Source organism: Paenibacillus sp. YYML68, assembly GCF_027923405.1.
In the GTDB taxonomy this organism is placed as follows: Bacteria; Bacillota; Bacilli; order Paenibacillales; family NBRC-103111; genus Paenibacillus_G.
Genome location: NZ_BQYI01000001.1, coordinates 1,609,658 through 1,636,209, shown reverse-complemented (window position 1 = coordinate 1,636,209; position 26,552 = coordinate 1,609,658). Strand labels below are relative to the sequence as shown.

Below are 26,552 nucleotides of genomic sequence, written 5' to 3'. Positions count from 1 at the left end.
ACGTTTGAAGTGAGACCCGAGGTTCATACATAAGCGAAAGCGGCACCCACACAGATGCATGGTGCCGCTCCATCAAGTCCTCTACGGTGTACCGCCTCCATGCCCCCGATGCTGCCGATATTCCATCGGCGTGACGCCTGCGAGCTCGCGGAACACGCGGTTGAAATGCTTCGCATTGTCGAAGCCGACCTGCTCCCCAATCTCATAGACGAGCATGTCGGTCGATATGAGCAGCTGCTGCGCCTTCTCAACGCGCACCTTCTTCACATATTGCACGAAGCTTTCCCCGGTGTACGCCTTGAACGCGGTGCTGAAGTAGGAGTAGTTCAGCGAGACGTAGTTGGACACCATCGCCATGTTCAGGTCCTTGTTGTAATGCTCATGAATATAAGCGACAGCACGGCTGAGCTCCTTATGCTCGTCGTGTGCAGACTTGGCCTGCTGAACATAGGTGCTAACCCGTCCCAGCAAGCCCTCGACGCTCTGGTAATATTGCGCATAATTGTCGAAGCTATAGAGCTGACCGACCTGCTTATACAGCTTCAAGATGTCCAGCAGCGCGTCTCCATACGTATGGAAGGCATAATCGAATACAAGCTCGTTAAGGCTGCGGCTAACCGCCTCTAGGTACCCGGGCTCGTAACGGCGGACCACCCGAATGTCCAGCACCTCGCGCAGCAGCGCCTGCATATCGTCGTCACGTCCGGTGCCGAGCATGTTCGCCAGCTTACGGATCGTATCTAGCGGGATCGGCGGCTGAGGCTCCTTGCGATCTATCTCTCCGAAGCGAAGGCAAGCTGTCTGGCCGTGCACGAAGGTATGCTTCAACGCGTACACCGCTTGCTCATAAGCCGCCTTCAGCAGCTCCAGCCCGCACATCGTCTCACTGACACCAATACGGCACACCGCATCCGGCTGACGGTCAAGCAGACTGTCGAGCTGCTCTGTAAGCTCGGCCGCCTTGCGGCTAGATACGACGACGAGACTCCCGTCCTTGTCATACAGATGGATCAGCTGCTCCCCTTGCTCGTGATGGCAGCAGGCATGCATGCGACGTACGAGCTCCTCCGCGTCATAGAGACGCCCCTTCGGATATCGAGCAACCGCCACCGCATACTGCCGCTCGAACGCGTGCAGCTCCAGGGGCTGCAGCTTCTCTCGGATCTCGTCCGGCTGCAGCTGCGGATGCAGCAGTACATAATGGAGTTGACTGGTGCGGAATTCGTCCAGCGTAGCGAGCAGCGCCTCCTGACGGCCCTGCTGCGCCTCCTCCCGACTTAGCTCCTCCTCCAGCCGCTCCATCGTCTCATACAGCTCCTCGCGCACGATCGGCTTAAGCAAATATTGCTTCACCTCGCACTGGATCGCGGCCTTCGCATACTTGAAGTCATCATAGCCGCTCAGGATGACGAGCTTCGGCTTCGGCTCCAGCGACTGCAGCTCCTGCATGAGCGCAATACCGTCCATATTCGGCATTCGGATATCTGTAATGACGATATGAACCGGCAGCTCCTGCCGGATGAGCTCCAGCGCCTGTTCGCCATCCTGCGCCATCAATACGACATATTTCCCGGGAAACCTTCGCTCCAGCATCGCCTTCAGTCCAACCCTAATATTACGCTCATCATCTACAATCAGCAGCTTACGCATCCGCTTACCCCCTTCCTTCCCGTTATGCTAAAGGCCGCTCCGAGCCTACCTGTAAGACAGCCGCAGCTCTACTCTCGTATACCGACCTTGCTCACTCTCCACCTTGAGACCGCAGGTCTGGCCATAATACAGTCTCATCCGCTGATGCACGTTGCGCAGACCTATACCGCTCCCGTCACGCTCCGCCCGCTGCTCTGCAGCAGCGCCTGAACGTGTATGGACTTCGTTAAGCTCCAGCGACTCGTTCAGCAGGACGACCGCCTCATGGCTCATACCGCAGCCACGATCCATCACCTCAATGACGGTATGCCCACTATGCACATAGGCTCGCACCGAGATGACCATGCGGTCGTCCTCGCGCATCTCCTTCATTCCATGCTTCACTGCGTTCTCCACGATCGGCTGCAGCGACATCTTCGGCACCTCATGGTCAATCAGCTCAGGCGGTATGTCCAGCTCCAGCACCAGCCTATTGTCATATCGGATGTTCATGATCGCGATATAGTTACGAATGTGAAGCAGCTCATCCTGAAGACGAACATAGCTGCCGCTCCAATTCATGCTGTAGCGCATCATGCCGCCGAGCGACGTCAGCGCGTCGGATATCGTGTACTGCGCCTCAATCTCGGCAAGCATCTTCAGATTCTCCAATGTGTTATACAAAAAGTGAGAGTCGATCTGATTCTTCAGCGATCTCAGCTCCGCTTCCTTCGTCGCCGCCTGCTTGTTCACCGCATCGGCGATCAGCTCGTTCATGCGGCGCATCATGAGTCGGAAGTGGTGCGCCAGCTCGCCGACCTCGTCTCCGCTATGGATGTCGATCTCCACGTTGAACTGACCGCGGCGAACCTGCTTCATCGAATCCTGCAGCCGGTGGAGCTTTTTCAATATCAACGAATTCAGCACATACGTAATAACGGACAGCAGTCCGACCAGCAGGACGACGACCAGCAGCATCCGGGTACGCGTCTGTTCGATATCTTCGTGCATCGTCTGGAGCGATACGACGTTCACCATGTAGGCGCCAACCGCCTCGACCTCGGTGTAGATGGCTAGATATGGAACACCATCCAAGGTGAACTCCCAATGCCCGTGCGAGGCGTGTGGCAGAGCTTGAAGTTGGTCGAGTACAAGCTCACGGCCACTGCGGCTGAGGAAGCCCGATTCAGCTCTCGTGAACACCCTCCTCCCCTTGTCAACCAAGAACGTCTGCGTCTGCCCATCCTCCGCCCCGCCGAACGACTTGGGGAAGAAGTGCGCCAGCGGCATATTGACCTCAATGAGTCCGACATGCTGCCCCTGCGCATAGCTGATCTCGCGAAGCAGGGAGATGGAGTCGGCGTTCTTCATAATCGGCTGGAGCAGATCGTTGTCCTCGGGATGAAGCACCCATTGCTCGATGCCTCCGGTCTTCAGCACCTCCTCGTACCACGGCTTGCCTGCGATACGCGATTCCGACAGGAAGATCGGCCACAGCTCCTTCACATACGGATTGCTCGTGAAGATGCGGATGTAAGCAATATTCGGGTTGTTGAAGTGCATGCGGATCAGCTCCGAGTTCTCCTGCTCGCGGAATGCAATAAGCTGTGCCGCATCCAGCTCCTCGCTACTCATTACATATTCGGTGACCTTCTTATTCGATATGGCCAGCTGCGCCGTCCGTTGCATCAGCTCGACATTATGTCTGACGTTGTTCAGCTCTACCTCGAGCATATACTCGTTCTTGCGGAGCATGTCGTCAATCGCGCTCTCGTACAAGTCTCGGAACACATACGCCGAGAGCAAGATGACAGGCACAAGCAGTATCACAATATAAGATAAGATCAGCTTCGTCCGCAGCGTGACACTGCCGAAGTAGAAGACAGCCCGCTGCAGCCAGCCATTGACGCGCTTGATCCATGGATTCATCAGCATGAGCTAGCATCACTTCCAGCCGCTTAGAGTTGTACGTCTATCGTAACGGAAATCGGTCAGCATTGGAACCTTCACGGCCGCTTGGGTAACTGGAAAAGCCCGGGAAGCGCTGCGATCGCACTTCCTGGGCTCCACCAAGCCGTAGACATCTGTGTGAGGACTCTACCCCAACTATTTCATAAACTGCTCCAGCTTCTTCTTATTCTCACCGTAAGCCTTATTGCGGTATTCCATCATCTTCGCGAAGCCGGCTGCTTCGCGGTCCTTCACATATTTGTCGAACAGCTGATCGAACTCGGCATCCGACTTCGCGAGCAGCAGCTTCGGCAGCGCCTTGCCCCATACTTGAGCAATCTTGCTCGCGGCGAGCCCTTCCGCACCTGTGCCGCTCGGCACCGTCTGGTCGTAAGGCGAGAAGTTCTTCAGCTTGCCCTTCGTCCAATCCTCCAGCTGCTTGAACGGCTCAGGCGTCGGCTTCTGCCACTGCAGCTGCATATTGTTGTCCATCAGCATCCAGAACGTCCACGACGAGCCGTACTTCTTGTCGAAGGCGTTGCGGTCCTTGTTCATCAGCTCCCATACCTCCGGCTTGAACGTATCCTTGCCATCGATCGTATCCCACGATACGCCCTTCTCACCGAGGTACAGATCCTTCACGCCCTCCTCGCTCATCAGGTAGCTGAGGAAGCGGATCGCCCGCGCCTTATCCTTGACGTCCTTCGAGATGAGCGTCACGGTCCAGCCGGAGATGCCTGGTCCCGGGATGGTCGGCGGGTCAAGCTTCGCGTTCGCCGGTCCGTCTACGGCGATGTAGACCGAGTTCGGGTCCTTCGCATAGAGCGCGTTCTGCGCCGCGGCAAAGTCTGTGCGCTGGTAGAACATCGCGAAGTAACGTCCCTGCGCCGCCTTCTCCTCCATCTGCGAGCGCTTGTCGATGAACACATCCTTCGCGATCAGACCGAGCTCGTTCGCCTTGCGGAACGTCTTCAGCCAGCGGATGTACTCCGGGTCTGTCTCGCGGTCGTACATCTTGCCATCCTTCTCCATCGGGATAGCGAGGAAGTTCTGCAGCATCGAGCTGTACTGCTGGTTATCCGAGAACGACGCATTGCCCGTATCTGTAAATTCATGGAAACCGATCGGAATAAGCGGCTGCCCGTTCACCTCCGGGAACTTCTGCTTCGCCGCCTTCAGCGCATCGAGGAAGCCCTCCGGCGTACGCAGGTCCGGCTTGCCCAGCGCCTCATACATATCCTTGCGCACGACCAGCGTCTGGTTGCCGACGAAATTCTCACCATACTTCTCATAGTCCTTCGGCGAGGCCGACGCGTTCGGATAGCCGTACAGATGACCGTCCGGCTGCGAGAACCACGACACCTTCGCCGGGTCAGCGACCTTGATGAAGTACGGGTCGTACTGCTTCGCCAGCTCGTCGAGCGGCAGAACGAGTCCGCCCTCGACCATCTTCTTGACCGCATCCTCCCACCAGCCCAGCGTAATGAGGTCCGGCAGCTTACCAGAGGCGATCATCGTGTTCAGCTTCTCGTTCTCGTTGCCAGCCGGGACGATGAAGTTAATGTTGACACCCGTCTTCTTCGTCACATATTGGCTCGTCGCATCCACACCCCACTTGTTCGGGAACCAAGAGAAGTTCAAGTACCAGTCGAACGTAATCGGGGACGTATCGGCCTTCCAGCCCGGCGAGTTCGGATCGACCTGAACCGCATCCTGCTTCGGCTTGTCGGTAGACTGCCCTTCCTTCGGCTCTGAGCCGGATGGGCTTGTGCAGGCAGCAGTCGTGAAGGTCATGGCGAGCGCAACGGTTAGCGGGAGCAGCTTTTTATTATTGTTAAGTATTGTCATCGGAATACCCCTTTTCTCCTGATTGTGTTGAGGTGTGAGTTACAGGTACAGCTAGCCCTTGATCGAGCCGATCATGAAGCCTTTGACGAAGTACTTTTGCAGGAATGGATAGATCAGTACAATCGGCACCGTCGTGACGACCATCGTCGCCATCTTGATCGACTGCGAGGTGACGGTCTTGTTAATGCCTCCGGCCGCTGCATTCGCGATCTGGCTCGTCCCCGACTGTGCGACAATGCGGTACAGATACGTCTGAATCGGCTGCAGCTCCTGGTTGTTCACATAGATGACGCCGGCGAAGTAGTCGTTCCATTGGTACACGCCGTGGAACAGCGCGATCGTCGCGACGACAGGCATCGATACCGGAATAATGATGCGGTAGAAGATGACGAAGTCGTTCGCGCCATCCATATGGGCCGCCTCGACGAGAGCGGCTGGAATCTCCCGGAAGAACGTCAGGAATATAATGAGATCGAAGAAGCTGAACATGACCGGTATGATATATACCCAGAACGTATCCAGGAGTCCGAGGTCGCGGATGAGCAGGTAAGTCGGTATCAGTCCCCCGTTGAAAAACATCGTCACCGTGCCGAGCACCATATAGAGCTTGCGCCCGACCAGCTCCTGCCGCGATAACGCGTAGGCGACCATAGCGGTGAATAGCACGTGGACGACGGTGCCGACTACGGTCTTGGCGATCGTGATCCACATCGCCTGCATGATGCCGCTGTTCGTGAAGACGGCGTCGTAATTCTCAAGACTGAACAGACGGGGCCACCAATAGATGCCTCCCTGCATTGCATCCTTGCCTTCATTGAACGATTGTATAAGCACGTACCAGATCGGGTATAGCATGATGAAGCAGACGAGCAGCATGACCGTCGTATTCCACAGATCGAATACAGCTTCCCCCGCCGTCCTTCGATGTAAGCGCAGCATAGCAGATGTCACCTCTGTTCCTCGTTAAAATAATGACGTGCCGTTAACCTTCTTCGTCACGTAGTTCGCTGTGAGCAGCAGAAAGAAGGCGATGACGGCCTTCAATAAGCCGACGGCTGTCGCGTACGAGTAGCGGCTCATCGTAATACCGGTCTGGTATACGTAGATGTCGATGACGCTGCTCGCCGACTCGTTCAGCTTGTTGCGCAGCACGAAGATCTGGTCGAAGTTCGAGTTCAGAATCGCGCTGACCGCGAGAATGAACAAGATCGTGATCGTTCCCTTGATCATCGGCAGCGTCACGTACCACATCTTCTGCAGTCGTCCGGCCCCGTCCATCGTCGCGGCCTCATACAGCTCCGGCGATACGGCCGAGATCGCTGCTAAGTAGATAATCGCTGACCAGCCGAGCTCCTTCCAGATGTCCGAGCTGACGACGATGCCCCAGAAGTACGACGGCTCCGCGAGGTAGCTGATCGGCTCGTCAATGACGTGCAGCGCCATCAGCAGACTGTTGATGATGCCGACATCAGCCAGCCACGTCGTCAGAATGCCGCCGAGAATGACCCAGGACAAGAAGTGCGGCAAGTACGAGATCGTCTGCACCGTACGCTTGAACCTCTCCGAACGCAGCTCGTTGAGCATCAGGGCGAACACAATCGGCAGCGGGAAGCCGATGAACAGCTTGAGCAGGCTCATGCCGAGCGTATTGCGGATGACGTTCACGAGATTCTCATCGTCAAGGAATGCCTTGAAGTGCTCGAGACCGACCCACGGCGCCTCCGAGATCGACTTGATGATGCTGAATTCCTTGAAGGCGATGACGAGTCCGTACATCGGAATGTAGTTGAAGATGATCATCCAGGCGACCCCGAGCAGCGCCATCACCTGCAATATTTTTTGCGAGGCGAGCTTGCGCCCTAGCAGCTGCAGCCGCGAACGATGCTGGCTACGCGGCGGCATGTGCGGCGGCATGTGCGGCGGCTTAGTCTTAGGCTGCGCCGTCTGCCCGGCGTTGCGTTCCGCATGCATATAGGCTTTCCCTCCCGAGCAGCAATGTTGTAGTCGTGTAAGCACTTACAAGGTTGATTATATCGGGCTGGCCGCCGGAGCATAAGGCCTCATATTTCATATCGATTCCCGGAATTTCAGGTGATCGGGTACAAGCTCCGTGCGAGCTGCACCGGGGCAATATCTCTTGCCGTCACATATACACTGGCGTCTTGAATATATTTAAGTTACAAGACTTGTTTCGCTATTCTATTCACGAACCCGGAGGTGTCCGCATGTCAGAGCCGCTATTCACCGTATCCCGCGAGGATTGGTCGCTTCACCGCAAGGGCTTCCAGGATCAGACCCGCCATCAGGAGAAGGTGCGCGACGCGATCAAGCAGAACCTGCCTGACCTCGTCACCGACGAGAGCATCATCATGAACGACGGCAAGCAGATCGTCAAGGTGCCGATCCGCAGTCTCGACGAGTACCGCTTCCGCTATAACTACAACAAGAGCAAGCATGTCGGCCAAGGCGATGGCGACTCGCAGGTCGGCGATGTGCTGGGCGTTGATCCGCAAGCCTCGCAAGGCCCCGGCAAGGGCAAGGGCGAAGCCGGCGACCAGCCCGGCGAGGACTACTACGACGCTGAGGTCGAGATGGAGAAGCTGGAGGCGCTGCTGTTCGAGGAGCTGGAGCTGCCGAACCTCGAGCAGAAGGAGAAGGAGAACGTCATCAGCAAGGAGATCATCTTCAACGATGTGCGCAAGAAGGGCATTATGTCCAACATCGACAAGAAGCGGACCATTCTCGAGAATCTGCGCCGCAACGCGCGCGAGGGCTCACCCGGCATTCACGGCATTAGCCCGGACGACCTGCGCTTCCGCACGTGGGAGGAGAAGGTGACGCCACAGTCGAATGCACTTATTTTAGCAATGATGGATACATCTGGTTCGATGGGCTCGTTCGAGAAATATATTGCCCGCAGCTTCTTCTTCTGGATGACCCGCTTCCTGCGCACGAAGTACGAGCACGTCGAGATCGTCTTCATCGCGCACCATACGGAGGCAAAGGTCGTGACGGAGGAGGAGTTCTTCACGAAGGGCGAGAGCGGTGGCACGATCTGCTCATCGGCCTACCAGCTGGCGCTCGAGCTGATCGACCGCAAGTACGCCCCGAGCCGCTACAACATCTACCCGTTCCACTTCTCCGACGGCGACAACCTGACCTCCGACAACGAGAAATGCGTCAAGCTGATCGGCGAGCTCATCAAGCGCAGCAACCTGTTCGGCTACGGCGAGGTGAACCAATACAACCGCAGCAGCACGCTCATGTCGGCCTACCGCAACCTGCACGATCCGAAGTTCGTTCACTACGTCATCCGCGAGAAGGGCGAGGTGTACAAGGCGCTGCGGACGTTTTTCCCGAAGAAGGACGGTATCGCGGCGAGGTAAGGTGGGGTGAAGATTAAATGAGAGCTGTGGGGGTGGAAAAGAGGGCGCAAGCCCTCTTTTTGTCCGTGGATAGAACATACATGACCTATGCAGTTGAAGTAATTAACTGGTAGCATCCCAATCCAAAAAAAACTTGACTTTTGAAAAACGGCCTAATAATTGCGAAGAATACCTTTTCACGAGGTATATCTTCTAGATAACAGGTGGTTTTCCAATGTCAGCGTTACAAAAACCGAGATTCAAACAATTAAACCATGGAGAGTGCGCAGGCGCACCCATACTAAAAAGCTTGTGGGAGCGGTTTGACCTTTCCCTGCTGCTCACACAATCCGGTATGATGAAACGAAGTGGTACTCCGTCCTGGCTCATCTGCTTTCTCTATGTGATCGGCCTTGTCAGTAACTGCTCGTCTGTCGTTCAGATGGCGAGACTGGCCGAGCAGGATGCGCTTCTTAAAGTGATGTTTCAGCCATGGAAGCTCGCTCAGTACACGATGAGTCGGTTTCTCTCCAACTCCTTCGCATGGACTACCTTTGGCAAAAAGCGAGTAGCGCGGCTTCAGCAGGATGAAGTCACTCGTCTGCAGGATGGGGATGTGATCAATCTGGATGATACGCATCTAGCTCATCCTTATGCCAAGCAGCTTCCTTTTTTGAGCTGGTTGTATGATTCGTCTAAGAAGACTTATGTGTGGGCGATGAATGTGGTCGTTGTTCAGGCCGTACTTCAAGGCGGACTTGAATATCCGTTGTTTTACCGCGTATGGCACAAGTCTGAGCAGAAGAACGAAGGCTTGTCGAAGATCGATTTGGCTAAGCAAATGCTCTTGATGCTGCGCGAATCGGCGACCTGCCGTCTTTGGGTTGCGATGGACCGCTGGTACTTGTGTAAAGGCTTTTTCGCCTTTCTCGAAAAGCATCAATTTGACTGGGTAACGAAGGCTAAACGCAACACGGCATTATTTCGTAAGGTCATCGAGCCTTACACGGGCAGGGAGCGGTACGTTCCTGTGACCCCGATCATGCTCATTCGGGAAGTGTACGGCCAGTTGGTTGCCGAGGGTGCGTCAGGACTGGTTTCGCTTGCGATTCCTGACATCTACATGAAGCAGCCTCATCCTGTAACGAACCGCAGAGGCAAGCAAGTCAACAAGCAGCGCTATGTACAAATTGCCGCTGTAGCCGCCATGCGCTTAAAGGAAGATGATTCCGAGTTGCTCGAGACGGAGGAGGAAGCCCCCGCGACTTACAAGGGTGCCTACCTGCTCATCAGCAACCGCTTCGATGCGCCTGAAGAAGCCTTGCGTACTTACGTGAAGCGTTGGCGGATCGAGGTGTTTTTCCGAACGGCCAAGCAGGAGCTCGCCTTGGAGAAGTGTCATTCCGAAACTGAAGCCCATCACCATGCACACTTCGAATTATTGTTTACGGCCGAAACGTTGCTGTCCGTTGCTCTATACGAATTAAACAAAGAAAAAACGAGTGATGAAGGCTACACCCACGGCGAAATGGTTCGTGGCCTCTTCCACACTCGTTGTCAGGTCCGCATGTCACACCACAAAGGGCAACAGCGAATCTACATCGATTGTGACACACATGTACAGCAGTTTGCAAGACTTATTGATTTATTTTGGCCGGAGCATTATCGGATGGTTCTTTGGGTTGCGCATCATCCGATAAACTACCAGACCTTACCACGAAGTGCATAGGTCATGAACATATATTCTGTTCATATCTGGGGGAATATGAAGGATGATAGCCATTACAATTTATTCTGACCTCTCACTTATCCGCCATACGGGAAATAATGTGAAGAGCTTATTCCACTGTGCCAAGGAAACCAGCGTGAAAGCTTCAATTCCCCGCCTCTTAACTTCTGGTAGCCTCGACAGCTTCATAGGGAAATGTCCTTTGGTCTTGTCAGAGAGCGCCAGTAATACTGCACTATCCGCAAAGCTTGCTTCTATTAACACGATATAATGAATGGGCTTGTCCAGCGATCGGTTACAGGCCCACTCAAATAGCAAGGTATCCTTCACCTTCTGGCCGAGATCACGAGCCAAGTCAGACGATTTCATACGCTCCAAGTATTTGACTCTCTCCTCCACCGAGGACCTCGGATGATCAGGATCAACTATCCATCTCCCGTCTAACAGACTCATCCATTAACATCGTGTATGCTTCTAAGATCGGATTTGGAGACACTTGGAACAACTCTGTGTAACTACTGACCCGGATCGTCTCCATATCTTTATAGAAGGAATGATATTGGACCTGATTGTCAGTTGACCTGCGTAGATCAATCGCCTTCAGCAATACATAGTTATGAGTGGCCAAGAAGATTTACACACCTTCTTTTTCTAAGGCTAGTAGAATATCGGCAATGATCGGAATAGCGGAAGGGTTAATGTTCGCTTCAGGTTCATCCCAGTATAGAACAGAGCCTTGTTCAAGGGTTCCGTTTTTGATGAGCATCCATAGCAAGGCCAGCTTTCTTACACCTTCTGCGACAAGACTAAATTCTAAGGGACCTCCGACTTTCTGCTGTAAATAAAATACATCATTGTCCACTTTAACCGTACCGCTCAGCATCTTCTCGAGATCCTTAATGAACGATTTTCTCGCTTGTGGCTCCGGCCCTTTTTTGATATCCACTTTTGCATATGCAATAATGTCAGCGTATGTATCATCGAAGTCAATGTTCCCCGCTCGATGGGCTTCCAAGAAATTATAAGAGTGCGAGAGAATTTCTTTGGCAGGTATAAATATACTGTGACCCAAAAAATGGTGCTCCCATTTTTCTTCACCCTTTGTTTCAGTTCCTGCTGTTTTCAGCTTGATTTCGCTCTTCAGCGTTGCTTCATGAGAGCTGATTTCAATAGTGGCCGTACGATTTCCAGCCTTCACCCTGCGAACTAAGCGAGACATCTTCATGTCCTTAGGTCTAAACACCTTTCGAATCTTCTCTTCGAAAGTCACATCTTTACGTGAGGCTTGACTTGCTGCATACAGTAGCTTCAGAAGATGTGTCTTCCCTGTCCCGTTTTCTCCGATAAAGACATTGATCCCATTAGTAAATGACAAATTTAATTCATCAAAAACAGTAAAATCGGAGAGCTTCGCTTTCGTTATTGGCATGGTCTCCCTCACTTCTGACAAGAATAGTATATGAACCGATTGTTCGAGAGCATCTAAATCCTATATCGTTGATTTTACTAACAATGACAATGATACCGCAAGTTCGTCTCTAGGATTCACCATGCTCCGGATACGCAACGATGAATTCGATCAACTCAGTCGGTATACTCCAATTGAACACCTTGGTCAACTCCGTATCTCGAAAAAAGGCACGCGTTACCTCACGGTTTAGCTCTAGTCGGTAGGGGACCCAGCTAGCTCGAGCATCAGTGCGAGCGGCCTCCTGCACATTCGTGGCAAGCGCTGGCGCGTTCGTGTCGAAGTCTAGCTCGTTCAATCGGACGACCTTCAAGTCCGGGTACGGATTAGATGCGAAGTGCAGCTCCAGCCGCCACATACACGAATAAGCTCCCCGCGAACGATCCAGGACCGTCGGGAGAGCTCCGTATGCAACTATAATATAGATTGTTATCCGCCAAAAAATAAATCCAGTACATTCGACGCCGTGGACGACTTCCGATTATAAAACTCCGAGTATCCACAGTTCGTGCAATATACGACCACAAATTCGTTATGCTGTAGATCGAACATCTTGGACAGCCCCGTTCCCGTCATCGCGACATTCTTCGTCTTCGCTTCCCTGCTTCCGCACTTCATACAGCCCTTGTCTCTCATCTCGCTTCGCGCTCCTTCGCAGCGTATTGGGTATTCAGCCCTTGCCTCTGTAGCTTATGGGGTAGTACGAAGGGAGCTGGAAGGAAGTTTCCTTTTAATTGGAGGGGAATCCCTGCCCCACGAAAATCAAGTATGTCCGCGCCTCCGACCGAATATATGGATTACAACCCAGATCGGAGGTGTGCTAAGCTTGACACCAGATGACATCAAGCAGCTCGAGATGAAAATTTATGAGAGAAGGCTAGGCTTCGTGTCACCAAGTTACTTAATTTGGGGACGAAAAAACCGACTCCCAGTGAAGTCGGTTCAATATTTAAGGTTGCGTCTCATCGCACCGTGCTTGAACGAAGTGATGACGTATCTTTCCCCGTTATCCAGTACCTTGTAAGACACGATATACCTGTCTACGATGCAGTAGTAGGTGCCGTGGTATTCACGTGAAGGCATCATCGTTCCCATTTGAACGACCTTATGCTCTACGCGCCGAAGCAGATTTATCTTATATTCGATCGTCTCTTGTTCGCTGTAATGCTTGCTCTTGATTTGCCGGAATCGATTTCGCGCCGTTTCGGTCCATTGCACGATCAACTACAATTCACCACGCTTTATCGCTTCCACCATCTCTTCAGCAGAATACACGTTTCCTTCCTTTATGTCCTTCTCAGAAGCCTCGATCATTTGTCTGATTTCCGGGTCGGAATCAAACTCATCGACAGGACTGTACACCTCGTATTCCATGCCAGCAATCTGAATGAATTCTTTGTGATTCTTCAAGTAAGACTCAATGACTGTACCGTCCGGAGCTTTGAGACTGAATTGCATGATCTTCGCCTCCTTTATCCCTGAATTATACCATAATTCGTGCGGATCAGAAACAATCAAGGAGCACAGGGGAGAACTTAATCTAACCGACCACCCCTCCCCCACGAAAATCAAGTATGTCCGCGCCTCCGTCCGAATATATTGATTACAACCCAGATCGGAGGTGAGCTAAGCTTGACACCAGATGACATCAAGCAGCTCGAGCGCGCCATCGACGAAATTACAGAGATAGCAGTCGGCTTCGGCCTCGACTTCTACCCGATGCGCTACGAGATCTGTCCCGCGGATATTATTTACACGTTCGGCGCTTACGGAATGCCGACCCGCTTCAGCCATTGGAGCTTCGGGAAGACGTTCCACAAGATGAAGATGCAGTACGACTTCGGCTTAAGCAAAATTTACGAGCTCGTCATCAACTCCGATCCGTGCTATGCGTTCCTGCTCGATGGCAACTCGCTCATCCAGAACAAGCTCATTGTAGCGCACGTGCTGGCTCACTGTGACTTCTTCAAGAACAACGTCCGCTTCTCCAAAACGAACCGCAACATGGTCGAGAGCATGTCCGCTACGGCTGAGCGCATTCGCCAGTACGAGCTTGAGCATGGACGGGACGAGGTCGAGCAGTTCATCGACGCGGTGCTCGCGATTCAGGAGCATGTCGATCCACTCATCACGAATCCGTACCGCCACTTCGACAAGCGTGACCGCAAGGATGCGGGCAACGCCCCGGCCATCAAGGAACGCACGTTCGGCTACGAGGATCTGTGGGACTTGGACGAGGCGAAGAACAAGAAGCCGGACACTCAGGAGGAGACACGGTTCCCTGAGAAGCCGGAGAAGGATCTGCTGCTGTTCATCGAGGAGTACGCGCCGTACATGAAGGATTGGCAGCGCGACATTCTGACGATGCTCCGCGACGAGATGCTGTATTTCTGGCCGCAGCTCGAGACGAAGATTATGAACGAAGGCTGGGCCTCCTACTGGCATCAGCGCATTCTGCGCGAGCTCGACCTGACCGAGACCGAGACGATCGAGTACGCCAAGCTGAACTCCTCCGTCGTCGTGCCGTCGCGTCATTCGCTGAACCCGTATTACCTCGGGCTGAAGATTTTCGAAGATATTGAGAAGCGATGGGACCATCCGACCGAGGAGGAGCGCGAGCGGTTCGGACGTGTGCCAGGCAAGGGTCGGGACAAAATATTCGAGGTACGCGAGGTCGACTCGGACATCTCCTTCATCCGCAACTACATGAACAAGCCGCTCTGCGACGAGCTGGATCTGTACGTGTTCGAGAAGAAGGGCCCGGAGTGGAAGATCACCGACAAGTCGTGGGAGAACATTCGCGACCAGCTCGTCTATTCCCGCGTGAACGGTGGCTTCCCGTACATCGTCGTCCACGACGGCGATTACAACCGCTCCGGTGAGCTGTATCTGAAGCACAGCTACGAGGGCGTCGAGCTGGACCTGAAGTATCTCGAGCGCACGCTGCCGTACATTCACCGCCTCTGGGGCAAGAACGTCCACATGGAGACGCGGATCGAGGATAAGCCCGTGCTGTTCACGTATGACGGGAAGAAGCACCAGCGGAAGTTTTTGTAGCCGTAACGGGGTATGAAGGGTTAGAAGGTCGAAAAAGCCGGTTCAGCGTATGTGCTGGGCCGGCTTGTTGTCTACGAGCGAGCATCATCCAAGCTGAACAGCTTATGTGTCGATACACACAGATCCTTGAACATGACGGACTGCACCACGTCCTTCTCCATATACAGCTCTCTGACTAGGTACTTGCCATCGTGCATCGCGTACACATGGACGGATCGATTACCCGGATCACCACCTCCAGACTTCGACGAATCCCCCGTACTCTCACCCCCCGCTCCCCTCCATCGACGGCGGCTGCATCCACCACTCGAGCCCAACCAGTAATTAGGACCCATTCCTACAAAGTAGGATAGTACTATAGACACATGGATAATCGGATGGTAAAATCAGGTTGAGTCGGGTCGAAATAGGGGGTGGAGTTCTCGTTAGTCAGCATTCGCATACATACTCAGCGTATGGACTTGAACATGAACGATCAGGAGGTCCCGTTATTTGTTAATTACAGCAGCCCAACAATCGAACTCCAGTAATGCGTACGCCAATGCCATTGCCTCTGTGTCGTCATTCGTCACTTGGATCGAGAGTCAGTCCGTAGCGCCATATCCGAGCGACGCGCCTTACAACAATGCAGACACCGCCTTCACCAAGACGAAGCAGGATGCCATCGAGTGGTATAACGTCATCTATCCGTCTTGTATTCAAGTGTTGAACTCGATTCAATCGCTCAATCCGCAAGTGACAGGCGGCATCAACACGCTCCAATCATTAGCCGCACAATACGCCTCTCAGCCAGACAACGAAGCGCTTCACACCGCCATCGTGAGCTCGTGCAATCAGGTGAAGAGCCTCGTTGCCGGTATCTACGAGCAATCGAATAAGCTTCAGCAAGGCTTGTCCTCATTCCAAGATCATATGAACGCAGACTTCGCCAGCTTGAACGCCAGCTATCAGGCGCTCATGATAGAGCTTCAGAATCAGCAGAACCAGCTATCCTCTCTCTATGGCCAGCTTCACAGTCTGGAGAGCAAGACGTGCCCGAGCGACAGCGATATTCAGGCATGCAAGAGCCAGATCCAGAGCAAGCAGAACCTGATCAACCAGATTCAGCAGCTGTATTCGCTCATTGGCAACGCCTTATCCCAAGCGAGCAGCGCGAGTCAAGGCATCTCGTACATGCTCCAATTCTGGTCCGTCATGACGGCCAACACGCAGACGGTCATGTCCGCATTGGACAAGGTCGCAGCCGATCCGGCTGTTCTCGTCAAGCTAGATCTCACCTACGCGCTCGAGTCGTGGAACAATCTCGTCCAGTTCGCTACACAGAACTACGATCAGTTGCCTGCCAATCTCCAGATCGGCTAGCAGCATAAGGCCGAGCTCGACGTAAACAATGGTTGAACTTCTACTATTATCCCAATATATCCAAGGAGATGATCCCTGTTATGACAGCAAGCGTTAACGTTAATTCCGATGAGTTCAAGCAACGCCTTCTCGATTATGCCAATGCGACGTCCAAGGTGAACCTGTATGTATACGCCATTACCCAGCAGTCGATGCCTGTGTTGCAATACCCGCCTAAGGATTATGGCGATTTCACCGCACAGTTCGCCCCTGCTAAGGCCCATTGCCTCGATTGGACGAACGGCATCTTCCCTACGATGCTTTCCTTCCCGAAGACGATCTCGACCCAGATGAAGAATCTTTTTAATATGGAAGAGATGATGGCCGCCTCTTATCTTCAAATCCTTCAAGTTGACCCGAGCAACGCACAAGCGAAGGAAGGCCTGAACCAAGCCATCACGACGATGATGAGCCTCATTCAGCAGCAAATTGATACGGCGAATGGCCTTGTCACGAGCCTGAACACCTTCTCGACGAACATCACTGCAGATGCGACTATTCTGAACAACATTGCCACAGAAGCGTTGAATGATGTTCAATCCGACAAGGATCAGATTACGCAGTTGAACAACAGCATCAAGGACTTGCATAACCAGATTGATACGCTGCAGACGTACTTGACTTTATCCGAGATCGGCACAGGGTTATCCTTATTCATCGGTCTTGTAGGGGTTGTGTGCTGCTTCATTCCAGGCGCTCAAGGCGTTGGTGCTGGCCTGATCGTCGTAGGTGTTGTCGGCGAAGCAGCCTCCATCACAGGCTGGGTGCTGTCTCAGAAAGCGATTGATGCGGCCAATGACCAGATTCAGAGCGAGCAGAAGCAGATTGATGGCTTGAATCAGGATATTATCCTGCTGCAGGGCATCAACACGTCGTTCCAGTACCTGATCGAAGCGAACCAAGCGGCACAAGAAGCGATCAAGGTCGTCATCGCCATGTGGCAGGATCTGTACAACGATCTGGCTACTGTCAAGACAGACCTCGCTTCTGTCGAAGCAGATATCGAAGGTGCGGCACCGACCAAGGAGCAATACGCTCAAGCCTCCACAGATCTCAACGCAGCCAATGAGGCTTGGCAGGAGGTTGTCGCCTTCGCCGATGCCCTCGCAGGCGTGGATTACAAGTGGCAGGATCAGAACGGTAACTGGCACAGCTTCACCGATCAAGCGCCTCCAGCGAACGGTGCTACGATCGATCAAGCGCCTAGCAACGTAGCTTAATCTAAGCCAATCGGGCTTGCCCTTTACGAGACGGAGGTACTCTATGACAGCGACAATCATTGCGCTTAAGCCTACAACGGATCAGCTATCCCAATATATTAATGACATCTCGGACGTTACATCCTATTCGTATTCGTTAACGCAGACTGGACTGCCTGCCCTGACTATTCTAGTGCCCGACTGGTACGCTGAGTTCGCCGAGAAGCTGGCCGTAGCCAAGTCTCATTGCCTCGATTGGACGAACGGTATTCTGACAAGCCTGACGACGATTCCGCAGAGCCTCGTCAATCTGAATACGCTGCTGCAAGCGGAGCTGAACGTCATCACGAAGAGTCTGCAAGCGCTGCAAGCCGATCCGCAGAACGAGTCGGCGATCCAAGCGATTCAAGCTTGCATTCCCAAGCTGCAAGCAGCGATCGAGTCCGTGCAGCTCACGATTAATGGACTTGACGATGCGATGGCCGAGTTCAACACCGAGCTTGTATCCGACTCCGCGGTGCTCAGTGCGATCGCCAGCGATGCGATGGCATCGGCGGAGGCAGATACTGCCCAGATTCAGAAGCTCGTCGACAGTGTCAATACACTTCAGGATACGATTAACAGCAAGAAGCAGCTCGTCAAGCTCGAGAAGGGGCTCAAGATCGATTATATTATTTTCATCTCGACGGTGAAGATTGTAGTCGGGGTGCTGATCGAGGACGAGGATATGGTCGTGGATGCGGCTGTATCTGCCCTCGAAGACACCTACAACGTGATCGTCGCCGATGGAGCAGACGTCAAGGCTGAGCAAGATGAGATCGCGAATGTGCAGGCCGAGATGGATCAAGAGAACAAGGCGATTGCGATGCTGAAGAGCATCTCCTTGACCTTCGATCAATTGCTTCAAGAGAATGAGGAAGTACAGAAGTCGGCCACCGGGGTGAGAAACTTCTGGCAAGCTGCGGTGTACGAGACGTACCAGATGGTGCAGGATCTGGACAAGATGCTGAACGATCTGTCCGCTTCGGATATCGACAGCGCGATTAACGATGTCACGGACCTGTCCGAGCAATGGAACGAGATTGAAGAACAGGCGTTCCTGATCAAGGACATCAAGTACAAGTTCGATAAGAATGTGGCTTCCATATCCTAATTGAACGTATGACCCATGGAATAGCTGGAGCTGCGCTGATGCAGCTCCGGCTTATTGTTGTTTTGCTTGTACCGCATTCATCCAATGCTCAATCAAGCTGAATGACCACCGCGTCTAACGGAGCCGCGGCTCTGGAGCGTATCAAATCAGACGACCCCTTCGACGACATACATCCCGAGAAACATCACGCCCGCATACGCAAGCAACAGCAAAAATACCGCCTCATCGAGGCGGCAGCGCAGCAGCCACAGCAGTCGGATCGACTCGACCGCCGCATAATGTGGCGGCAATGCTCGATCAGCCTGCAGCAGCGCCGCATTGATCCAGCCGTTCAGGAGTAGCACCAGACTCCAGACTGGCCGTCAGTGCTCCGAGCACCAGCTTATTCCGCGTCCTCAGCGCAGCAGCCAGCGCTCCACCGCATAGGCGATGCCGTCCTCGGCCAGCGGCTTCGTCACATGGGTCGCCACGGCCTTCAGCTCGTCGCAGCCATTGCCCATCGCGATGCCGATGCCAACCGAGCTGAGCAGCTCCAGATCGTTCAGTCCGTCTCCGAATGCAGCCGTCTCCTCGCGGCGCACGCCAAGATGCTCGAGCAGAAGAGCAAGGCCCGCAGCCTTATGTACGCCTTGCGGGTTCAGATCAACCGCCCAAGGACGCCAGCGATGTGTGTACAGGCTGCCACCCTTCGCATCCGTTGCATCCGTTGCATCCGTTCCACTCGCTCCCCCGCTCACTGCCGTATATGCCCGCTCCTCCGCCTCCGTGCAGAACACGATCGCCTGATAGACCGCTGGTAGCTGCGGCTCCTCATGAAGTGGCAGCGGCTCGAGGAAGCCGATCTCCTGCTGCGCTCGGCGGAAGTACGAATCGTCCTCCCCGCTCCAGTACATGCCCTGAGAGCCGTACAGCAGCAGCGAATGACGTGCGCTGCGGCTCGTCTCGAGCCATCGCTGCACCCGCGCATCATCGAAGGCCGTGCCGAATACGGTGCTCCCTTGATACGCGACATGCGCGCCGTTGCACGTAATGGCCCAGTCGATCCCGAGCTCCTCGCGCAAGCCCGCGATCTCATATTCGCTCCGGCCTGTGCACAAGGCCAGCTCCACCCCCGCCTGCCTCAGCCGCCTCACTGCCTCACGCGTCGAGTCGGGCATATAGCTCCGATCGCGCAGCGTACCGTCCACATCGAATGCGACGAATTTCACCATACTCATTCCCCTCTCCCCTTCTTAACCCGTCAACAGCAAGGGGAGGAAGCTCTCCCGCGCCTCCTCCCCGCTCTCTCCTTACTGCGGCAGCTTGAACCGCACCAGCCGGTCGTCGCCCGCCTTCGGGTGACCGCGGCCATCCGTATTGCTCGTGATGACGTAGACGTAGTCGCCTGCCACGAGCACATCCCGAAGCCGTCCGAGCTGCTGCAGCTCGACGTGCAGCTTGTTCACCTTCGGATCGTAGCGGAACAGCGTCTCGCCGACGAGCGCCGTCACCCACACCTGACCACTCGGGTCAGCGGCAATACCTGACGGCGCGAAGGCGCGCTCGCCCGAATGCAGCAGCGGCGGCACGAGGTCCGGCTTCGTCTCGTCGCCGATGACGAGCGGCCAGCCGTAGTTATTGCCGCGCTCGATGCGGTTCAGCTCGTCGTGTCCGCCCGGCGAGCCGGACGGTCCGTGCTCCGAGCTGTACAGCGTCCCATCGGGCGTCCACGTGAGCCCTTGCGGATTGCGGTGCCCGTAGCTGTACACATACGAGGACGACTGATCAGGCGGGATGCGGCCGTCCAGCGTCAGCCGTAATATTTTGCCTGCGAGACTATCCTTATTCTGGGACAAGCTCTCCTCGCTCGCATCGCCAGTCGTCGCGTACAAGTAGCCATCAGGCCCAATCGCCAGCCTACCGCCGTTATGGTACCGTGAGCCCGGAATACGCTCGAGCAGCGGCTTCTCTTCCTCCCAGCCGCCGCTAGTCTCACGCAGTAGCACGATGCGGTTGAACGTCTCGCCATCCTCCGCATACGTGTGATACGCATAAGCGTGATGCGACCTCGCGAAGTCCGGCGCCAGCACGAAGCCGAGCAGACCGCCCTCGCCTTGCTGCAGCACAGGCTTCACGAGCCGCACCGCTTGGCGCTCCATCGCAGCAGACGAGCCCGGAGGCTTCTTCACGACCGTCCCGCCGCGCTCCGTCATATAGAACGTGCCGTCGTGCAGCGTGATCGACCACGGCGTCTTCAGCTGCTCCAGCACCGTCTCAACAGCCGGCTGCTTCCCATCCGTCCGCGTCCCGCCTGCCGCGCCTGACTGAGCTGCCGCTCCTGAGCCGCCAGGTGCAGATCCAGAACCAGGTCCCGACCCGCTCTGTCCAGCTGTACAGGCAGAGAGCAGCAGCATAGCGGCCAACACCGCTATCGTCCATCGAACACGTGTGCCCATATAGGCTGTGCACCTCCTCGTTACTCCGCTGCTTCTTCCTCCGGCAAGCTCGCAAGAGCAGCATCAATCAGCGCATCGAAGAAGTCGTCATCGTTCTCCAGCCGCTCCTCGACCGCGAACAGCTCCTCCTCCTTGCCCTGATCGTTCGCATAGGTCAAGCTGTAATTCCAGTCTCTCCCCTTCGCGCTCTGCAGCGTCAGCTCCAGGCTCGTCTGCTGCTGTGGCATATGGAACACAACATGGCCGATATATCCGTCTTCCTTCGAATGCGTCATCGACGCTGTAGTAATAATAGGCTCCATCTGCGGCCCCTCCACTTTCTTCTCTAATCATTCTAATCATCGCTACATGTACTTGTATAGCCCAATTCTGAAGCATCCAATCCTTAACGATCAGCTGCCTGGCAAGAACTTGTATCCGACTCCGTGAACGTTGATGATATGCTTCGGACTGGACGTATCGGGCTCGATTTTTTTCCGCAAATTACTAATGTGCACGATGATCGTACGCGTATCGTTGAAGCACTCCTGTCCCCAGATCTCGCGGAACAGCTGCTCATGCGTAAACGTCCGCTCTGGGTGAGTCGCCAGCATGTACAGCAGGTCGAACTCCTTGCGCGATAGCGTCAGCTCCTGATTGCGTACCGTAACGACCCGGCTCCCCGGATCGATCTGCAGCTCCCCGAACGTCAGCCGCTTGGACGACGTCTCCGTCTCCTCCGCACCGACGAGGTACGGACGGCGCAGCAACGCCCGCACCCGGGCGATCAGCTCATTGGGCGAGAACGGCTTCGTCATATAATCATCCCCGCCGTAATTGAGCCCTTGAATCTTGTCCGTTTCTTCCTTCTTGCAGCTTAGGAAAATAATCGGCACCGGGGACACCTTACGCAGCTCCTGACAAATGTCGAAGCCGCTGCTTCCCGGCAGCAGCACATCGAGAATGACCAGATCAGGACGCTCCTTCTCCAAGAGAGCGACGGAGCCGTCTCCGGATTGCAGAGCAATGACCTCGAAGCCGTTCTTCTCAAGATACAATCGGATCACATCTTGAATGTCCGGATCATCCTCGATCACCATAATTTTGTGCATCCTCATCTGATCACCGCCCGATTCGTCGCAAGTTTCACTGAGCTTGTATTATCCTTCAACATACGTAAGCCTCTCTTATGCGTATCCTCCGCCAATTGTGCGCTGTCCGCGTTCCTAATTAATAAGCGACTAAGCGACTATCCGTTCCCGCAGCTGAATGCTGTTCCGTGCATCGTTAGCCCGCATGTACATGCGGCTGCACAGGCAGCGAGAAGCAGAAGACCGTCCCTTCCCCCGGCTCCGTCCGCTCGATCCATATTTCTCCGCCATGCGCCTCAATAATTTCTTTGGCAATCGATAAGCCGAGGCCCTTGCCTCCGGTCGACATATTCCGCGACTGGTTACTCGTATAGAACCGATCGAATACGTACGGCAGATGCTCCGAGCTAATCCCGTCACCCGTATCCGTCATGCGGCATACCATCTCCTTGCCGTTATCTTGGAGCTCCACTGTAATGGAGCCTCCTGCCGGAGTGAATTTGACCGCATTGACGAGCAGGTTGCTGTACACCTGATGAAGCCGCTCCAGATCGACCGACACACTCGAGAAGCACTCCTGCTTCTGCTCCTGCTCTCCACAGTACTCCTTCATCAGACCGCGCATGGTCAGCTCGTAACGGATGCCCGCATTCCGGGCCTCGAGCTCCATCCGATGGAACAGCAGCTGCATTAGACGATCAGCAGCTATGAGCTGCAGCTTGAACTCGACTTGTCTAGCCTCGAGGCGCGACAGCTGGAACAAGTCCTCGATCAGACGATTCATCCCGAGCACCTTGCTGTGGATCATGCGCAGGTAGCGCTCCCGCTGCTCCTCCTGATCGACCATGCCATCCAATATCGCTTCCGTATAGCATTGAATGGTCGTCAGTGGCGTGCCCAGATCGTGAGATATGTTGCTGATCAAGTGACTACGCGACGTCTCGAGCCGGAACAGCTCCTCGTTCGTCCGTCGCAGCGCAGCGTTAGCCTGCATGAGATCGTCCGTCCGCGCCCGTACCCGCTCCTGCAGACCGTTATTAAGAGCGGCGAGCTCGGCAGACAGCTTCTCCTCATTGACGAAGGCGCGAGACAGCTTCATCGACAGCAGCACCGCCTGGCAAAAAATAAACACCAGCAGCCCGAACGCCGCCATCCGGTCTGTCGTATCAATCCATTCGTGCGCGTACAAAATATCGTTCAAGATCGAAACGCCGAAGATGAAGCACGACATAAGAATGAGTCCCCCGCCCTCACGCTTGCGCATGAACGCTAGCGTCACGGTCACCATCACCTGAACGAGACCACATACGACCAGCAGCTGCATGATCCACAACAGCTTCGTGAACGTCATCGGCTTCAGGAAGAGCAATACGATCACATATAGAGCAACCGCAGCGCATAGCGCCAGATTCAGACGCTTCGAGCTCTCCTCGGGATAGATGCAGGCGAAGAACAGGACGAACATCGGCGGCATCATCGCCGCACTCATATATTCGAGCATCAGCTCAAGGTCCCAGTTGAAGTCCGGGAACAGCTTCGTCAGTACGATCTCGCCCAGCAGCATCATCCGGAACGCGAACAGCAAGCATAGAATGCCGAAGAAGAGTGAGGACAGCTCCTTCCTCCGCACCGCATATACACCGATATGGTACAGCCCCATAATGAGCAGGCTGCCGACCAAGAGCGTATCGAAGCCGGTCTGAAGCTCCTTCTTGCGCGCCACCTCACGGAACGTTCCGAGCTCGATCGCTTGCAGCAGTCCTCCCTTCACATGATCGAAGTTCGACACCTGCAGCACGAGCTCCAGCTCCTCCGCGTATCGGTCACCGCTCGTCAGCTGAGGCATGAAGCCCGGCCTCGAATAATCAGCGCTCGTCCCGACGACACCGACAGTCGCCTCGAGCTTGCCGTTCATCCACAGCTGGTAGGCCGTGTTGATCACGGGGAGCTTAACAGCGAGTGGCCGCTCCAGCCTCTCATCGAGCCGAACGCGGAGCCTGTAGGTCGCATAGCCTTGACCGCTGAGCAACTGACCATCCTGCTTCATCGCATTCCAGGAGCCCGGAACGGAAGCGATCCGAAAGCGATCCTCCACCGGATTCGGCCAATCGAGAAACTCACCCGGACCGAGCAGCTCCATCCAATAAAACTCCCACTGTCCGTTCAAGCGAACAATCGGCTGCTGCTCCCAGTCCCAGTCGTCCAGCTCGAGCACACCTGCACTCGCCTTCGGCTGTGAGGCTGCCGAGGAGAGCAGCATCCGCTGCACCTCAAGTCCGATCAGCAGCAATAGCAGCGCGAGCGCCAGCAGCGGTATGATGCGTAATCGTAAGTATCTGCTCACCGCTTCAGCTCCTGTATCTTTCCGCTCTACGAGCCGGACTCCTCGATCGTCACCTTCTTGATCGCCACAGGCTCCACCGGACGGCTAGCCTCTCCTCCTGGTCCGACAGCGGTTACCGGCACAGCTGCGATGCTCTTCACGACGTCCATACCGTCCACGACCCGGCCGAATATCGAATAGTTCGGATACTGATTCAAGCTATGGCTATCCTCGCCCGTGCAGATGAAGAACTGACTGCCGTTCGTATCAGGACCCGCATTGGCCATCGCCACGACGCCCGGCTCATACCGGTAGCCGCTGTTCAGCTCATCAGCGAACGAATAGCCCGGACCGCCTCGTCCTGTGCCTGTCGGATCGCCACCTTGAATGACGAAGCTTTCGAGCACCCGATGGAAAATGACATCCTCATAGAAGCCTTCCTTCGCCAGGAAGACGAAATTGTTCACCGTCAAAGGCGCCGACTTCGCATACAGCTCGATCGTCACGGTCCCCTTCGTCGTCTCCAGCTTCGCCTTGTAGCTCTTGTCCGGATCGATCATCATCTCAGGCGGCTGATGGTACCGATAGCCGATATAGATCGTCTCGCGCTGACCGTTATATTGCACCGGCTGCCCGAGCGACTCGCTGATGAAGCGCAGCGGCACGTACGTCGTGCCCTCATGAATGAATGTCTTGCCCTGTCCTTCCTCGAGCTGGCGCTCCACACCATGGAACACCAGCTTCAGCTGCTTCACATATACGTCCAGCTGCTCACCTGCCGCACTTACGCCTACGGCTGTCGTCAGCAGCGCGCCAATGACTCCACCTGCCGTGAGCAGCTTCAGCTTCTCCTTCCACATCACAACGGCCTCCCTTATCCTTACTTGGACATGCTCTCCTTCATTATAATCGACACCGTGCATCTTGAACACGTTATTCTACCAACTTTAGTCGAACATTGTCACCGTCCACGTAATGTTAGACTAAGCCCGCGCCGGCTTCACCGCATACACTCGAATTCGCCGGTAGTCCGCATACCACGATCCATCACGGTACAACGTACGCCGTAAGCGATCCTCGCATCGGCAGACGAGCGAAGACCGCTGCTCCTCCGTCAACCCTTCAAGATGCACACCCGCGAACGCCTTCAGCCAATGTGCGAGTCCATGCTCCCCGTCGCTCAGCTGCGTCGGCCGATCGTACAGCTGCGCCCCTCTCACCTCGAAGCCCTGTCTCTCCAGTACAGCCGCATACTCCCCCACACTGGGAAAATACCACGGATTCCGCCCCGCCCCATCGATGCCGTCATCCGCTAACTCCGCTTCCAGCGCACCCACGATCGCGCCGACGTTCCCCTTGCCGCCGAACTCGGCGACGAATCTGCCTCCCGGCTTCAGCGCCTCCCAGACGGCGCCTGCTGCCAGCTCCGGCTGCTTCATCCAGTGCAGCGCCGCATTCGAGAACACGGCATCATACCGCTCCTCGCCGGGCTGCAGCCGATACACCTGCGCGTCCGCCTGCTCGAAGACGAGCTGCGGATACTTCACCCGTGCCTGATCCACCATTTCCTGCGAATAGTCGATCCCCTTACAGACAGCACCGAAGCCTGCAATCTCACTCGCCAGATCCCCCGTCCCGCAGCCGATGTCCAGAATGCGCTCTCCAGCCTGCGGCTTCAACACCTCGATCAGCCCCCGCCCGAGCTCCGACACGAACCCGATCCGAGCATCGTAATGCTCCGCATTCCATACTTGTGTGTTCATTGACTTCGTCATAGACACCAGTCCCTTCCTTTATTTACCTTGATTATGAAGGAAGATTGATTATTAGTGAAATATATAGAAGTTATGGATGCAATAGGTTGTACCTATAACTCAACATCTATCCTTCGCATCCGATGCCAAAAAAGCCGCCCCCACCGACGC

Annotated in this window: 26 protein-coding genes; 6 read left to right on the top strand and 20 right to left on the bottom strand. The window is 54.9% G+C overall.

Translation table 11 applies throughout. From position 1 onward, the window contains the following. Nucleotides 1-81 precede the first annotated feature (81 nt). From PAE68_RS07235 to PAE68_RS07215, 5 genes are all read right to left on the bottom strand, one after another. Entirely contained in the window at nt 82-1,650 is a 1,569-nt protein-coding gene (locus tag PAE68_RS07235; RefSeq protein WP_281885521.1) for a response regulator, read from the bottom strand. A 45-nt stretch (nt 1,651-1,695) separates the two neighbouring features. Next, nucleotides 1,696-3,564, bottom strand: coding sequence for a cache domain-containing sensor histidine kinase (locus PAE68_RS07230; RefSeq protein ID WP_281885519.1), 1,869 nt, complete (start codon nt 3,562-3,564; stop codon nt 1,696-1,698). A gap of 171 nt (nt 3,565-3,735) precedes the next feature. Beyond that, nucleotides 3,736-5,427, bottom strand: a complete 1,692-nt coding sequence (locus tag PAE68_RS07225) for a type 2 periplasmic-binding domain-containing protein (protein ID WP_281885517.1) — start codon at nt 5,425-5,427, stop codon at nt 3,736-3,738. A gap of 51 nt (nt 5,428-5,478) precedes the next feature. Beyond that, nucleotides 5,479-6,366, bottom strand: coding sequence for a carbohydrate ABC transporter permease (locus tag PAE68_RS07220; RefSeq protein ID WP_281885515.1), 888 nt, complete (start codon nt 6,364-6,366; stop codon nt 5,479-5,481). 24 nt (nt 6,367-6,390) lie between these two features. Next, a complete protein-coding gene (locus PAE68_RS07215) occupies nt 6,391-7,329 on the bottom strand; it encodes an ABC transporter permease (protein ID WP_281890948.1) in 939 nt (312 codons plus the stop codon). Nucleotides 7,330-7,652: 323 nt separating this feature from the next. Between PAE68_RS07215 and yhbH the strand changes: the two genes are divergently transcribed. After that, nucleotides 7,653-8,813 (top strand): sporulation protein YhbH, encoded by a 1,161-nt coding sequence (yhbH, locus tag PAE68_RS07210; RefSeq protein ID WP_281885513.1) that lies wholly within the window; start codon nt 7,653-7,655, stop codon nt 8,811-8,813. A gap of 214 nt (nt 8,814-9,027) precedes the next feature. Further along, nucleotides 9,028-10,521 carry a transposase gene (locus PAE68_RS07205; RefSeq protein WP_281885511.1) on the top strand — a complete coding sequence of 498 codons (1,494 nt, stop codon included), beginning with the start codon at nt 9,028-9,030 and terminating at the stop codon, nt 10,519-10,521. Nucleotides 10,522-10,581: 60 nt separating this feature from the next. Here the strand turns inward: PAE68_RS07205 and PAE68_RS07200 are convergent, their stop codons facing one another. The 6 genes from PAE68_RS07200 to PAE68_RS07175 all read right to left on the bottom strand — a co-directional run bounded on the left by PAE68_RS07200 (nt 10,582) and on the right by PAE68_RS07175 (nt 13,447). After that, the gene (locus PAE68_RS07200; RefSeq protein WP_281885509.1) at nt 10,582-10,899 is read right to left on the bottom strand and encodes a hypothetical protein; all 318 of its coding nucleotides are present in this window, start codon (nt 10,897-10,899) and stop codon (nt 10,582-10,584) included. Nucleotides 10,900-11,155: 256 nt separating this feature from the next. After that, nucleotides 11,156-11,950: an AAA family ATPase gene (locus tag PAE68_RS07195; protein ID WP_281885507.1), complete on the bottom strand. Its 795-nt coding sequence runs from the start codon at nt 11,948-11,950 to the stop codon at nt 11,156-11,158. A 109-nt stretch (nt 11,951-12,059) separates the two neighbouring features. Then, on the bottom strand, nt 12,060-12,347 hold the full coding sequence (locus PAE68_RS07190) for a hypothetical protein (RefSeq protein ID WP_281885505.1): 288 nt from the start codon (nt 12,345-12,347) through the stop codon (nt 12,060-12,062). A gap of 71 nt (nt 12,348-12,418) precedes the next feature. Then, nucleotides 12,419-12,625: a zinc ribbon domain-containing protein gene (locus PAE68_RS07185; protein ID WP_281885503.1), complete on the bottom strand. Its 207-nt coding sequence runs from the start codon at nt 12,623-12,625 to the stop codon at nt 12,419-12,421. A 306-nt stretch (nt 12,626-12,931) separates the two neighbouring features. After that, on the bottom strand, nt 12,932-13,213 hold the full coding sequence (locus tag PAE68_RS07180) for a hypothetical protein (RefSeq protein WP_281885501.1): 282 nt from the start codon (nt 13,211-13,213) through the stop codon (nt 12,932-12,934). After that, entirely contained in the window at nt 13,214-13,447 is a 234-nt protein-coding gene (locus PAE68_RS07175; RefSeq protein WP_281885499.1) for a hypothetical protein, read from the bottom strand. It lies immediately after the preceding gene. Nucleotides 13,448-13,621: 174 nt separating this feature from the next. Here PAE68_RS07175 and PAE68_RS07170 point away from each other — a divergent pair, with 174 nt between their 5' ends. Further along, complete coding sequence (locus PAE68_RS07170; protein WP_281885497.1) at nt 13,622-15,046, top strand: SpoVR family protein; 1,425 nt, start codon at nt 13,622-13,624, stop codon at nt 15,044-15,046. 71 nt (nt 15,047-15,117) lie between these two features. Here the strand turns inward: PAE68_RS07170 and PAE68_RS07165 are convergent, their stop codons facing one another. Beyond that, nucleotides 15,118-15,363 carry a hypothetical protein gene (locus tag PAE68_RS07165; protein ID WP_281885495.1) on the bottom strand — a complete coding sequence of 82 codons (246 nt, stop codon included), beginning with the start codon at nt 15,361-15,363 and terminating at the stop codon, nt 15,118-15,120. Between the two features lie 175 nt (nt 15,364-15,538). On the opposite strand from PAE68_RS07165, the gene PAE68_RS07160 reads away from it, so the two are divergent. From PAE68_RS07160 to PAE68_RS07150, 3 genes are all read left to right on the top strand, one after another. Beyond that, nucleotides 15,539-16,408 carry a hypothetical protein gene (locus tag PAE68_RS07160; RefSeq protein ID WP_281885493.1) on the top strand — a complete coding sequence of 290 codons (870 nt, stop codon included), beginning with the start codon at nt 15,539-15,541 and terminating at the stop codon, nt 16,406-16,408. Nucleotides 16,409-16,488: 80 nt separating this feature from the next. Beyond that, on the top strand, nt 16,489-17,667 hold the full coding sequence (locus tag PAE68_RS07155; protein ID WP_281885491.1) for an HBL/NHE enterotoxin family protein: 1,179 nt from the start codon (nt 16,489-16,491) through the stop codon (nt 17,665-17,667). Nucleotides 17,668-17,710: 43 nt separating this feature from the next. Further along, nucleotides 17,711-18,799 carry a hypothetical protein gene (locus PAE68_RS07150; RefSeq protein WP_281885489.1) on the top strand — a complete coding sequence of 363 codons (1,089 nt, stop codon included), beginning with the start codon at nt 17,711-17,713 and terminating at the stop codon, nt 18,797-18,799. Nucleotides 18,800-18,945: 146 nt separating this feature from the next. Here the strand turns inward: PAE68_RS07150 and PAE68_RS07145 are convergent, their stop codons facing one another. The 8 genes from PAE68_RS07145 to PAE68_RS07110 form a co-directional block, all read right to left on the bottom strand. Further along, nucleotides 18,946-19,143: a hypothetical protein gene (locus PAE68_RS07145; RefSeq protein ID WP_281885487.1), complete on the bottom strand. Its 198-nt coding sequence runs from the start codon at nt 19,141-19,143 to the stop codon at nt 18,946-18,948. A 51-nt stretch (nt 19,144-19,194) separates the two neighbouring features. Further along, nucleotides 19,195-20,016, bottom strand: a complete 822-nt coding sequence (locus tag PAE68_RS07140; RefSeq protein ID WP_281885485.1) for a Cof-type HAD-IIB family hydrolase — start codon at nt 20,014-20,016, stop codon at nt 19,195-19,197. Between the two features lie 72 nt (nt 20,017-20,088). Further along, nucleotides 20,089-21,234 (bottom strand): PQQ-dependent sugar dehydrogenase, encoded by a 1,146-nt coding sequence (locus tag PAE68_RS07135; protein ID WP_281885483.1) that lies wholly within the window; start codon nt 21,232-21,234, stop codon nt 20,089-20,091. A 20-nt stretch (nt 21,235-21,254) separates the two neighbouring features. Beyond that, entirely contained in the window at nt 21,255-21,536 is a 282-nt protein-coding gene (locus PAE68_RS07130) for a hypothetical protein (RefSeq protein WP_281885481.1), read from the bottom strand. 90 nt (nt 21,537-21,626) lie between these two features. Next, the gene (locus tag PAE68_RS07125; protein ID WP_281885479.1) at nt 21,627-22,331 is read right to left on the bottom strand and encodes a response regulator transcription factor; all 705 of its coding nucleotides are present in this window, start codon (nt 22,329-22,331) and stop codon (nt 21,627-21,629) included. 169 nt (nt 22,332-22,500) lie between these two features. Continuing rightward, on the bottom strand, nt 22,501-24,648 hold the full coding sequence (locus PAE68_RS07120) for an ATP-binding protein (protein ID WP_281885477.1): 2,148 nt from the start codon (nt 24,646-24,648) through the stop codon (nt 22,501-22,503). Between the two features lie 26 nt (nt 24,649-24,674). Further along, complete coding sequence (locus PAE68_RS07115; RefSeq protein WP_281885475.1) at nt 24,675-25,487, bottom strand: peptidylprolyl isomerase; 813 nt, start codon at nt 25,485-25,487, stop codon at nt 24,675-24,677. Between the two features lie 123 nt (nt 25,488-25,610). Continuing rightward, entirely contained in the window at nt 25,611-26,402 is a 792-nt protein-coding gene (locus PAE68_RS07110; protein WP_281885473.1) for a class I SAM-dependent methyltransferase, read from the bottom strand. Nucleotides 26,403-26,552: the final 150 nt, after the last annotated feature.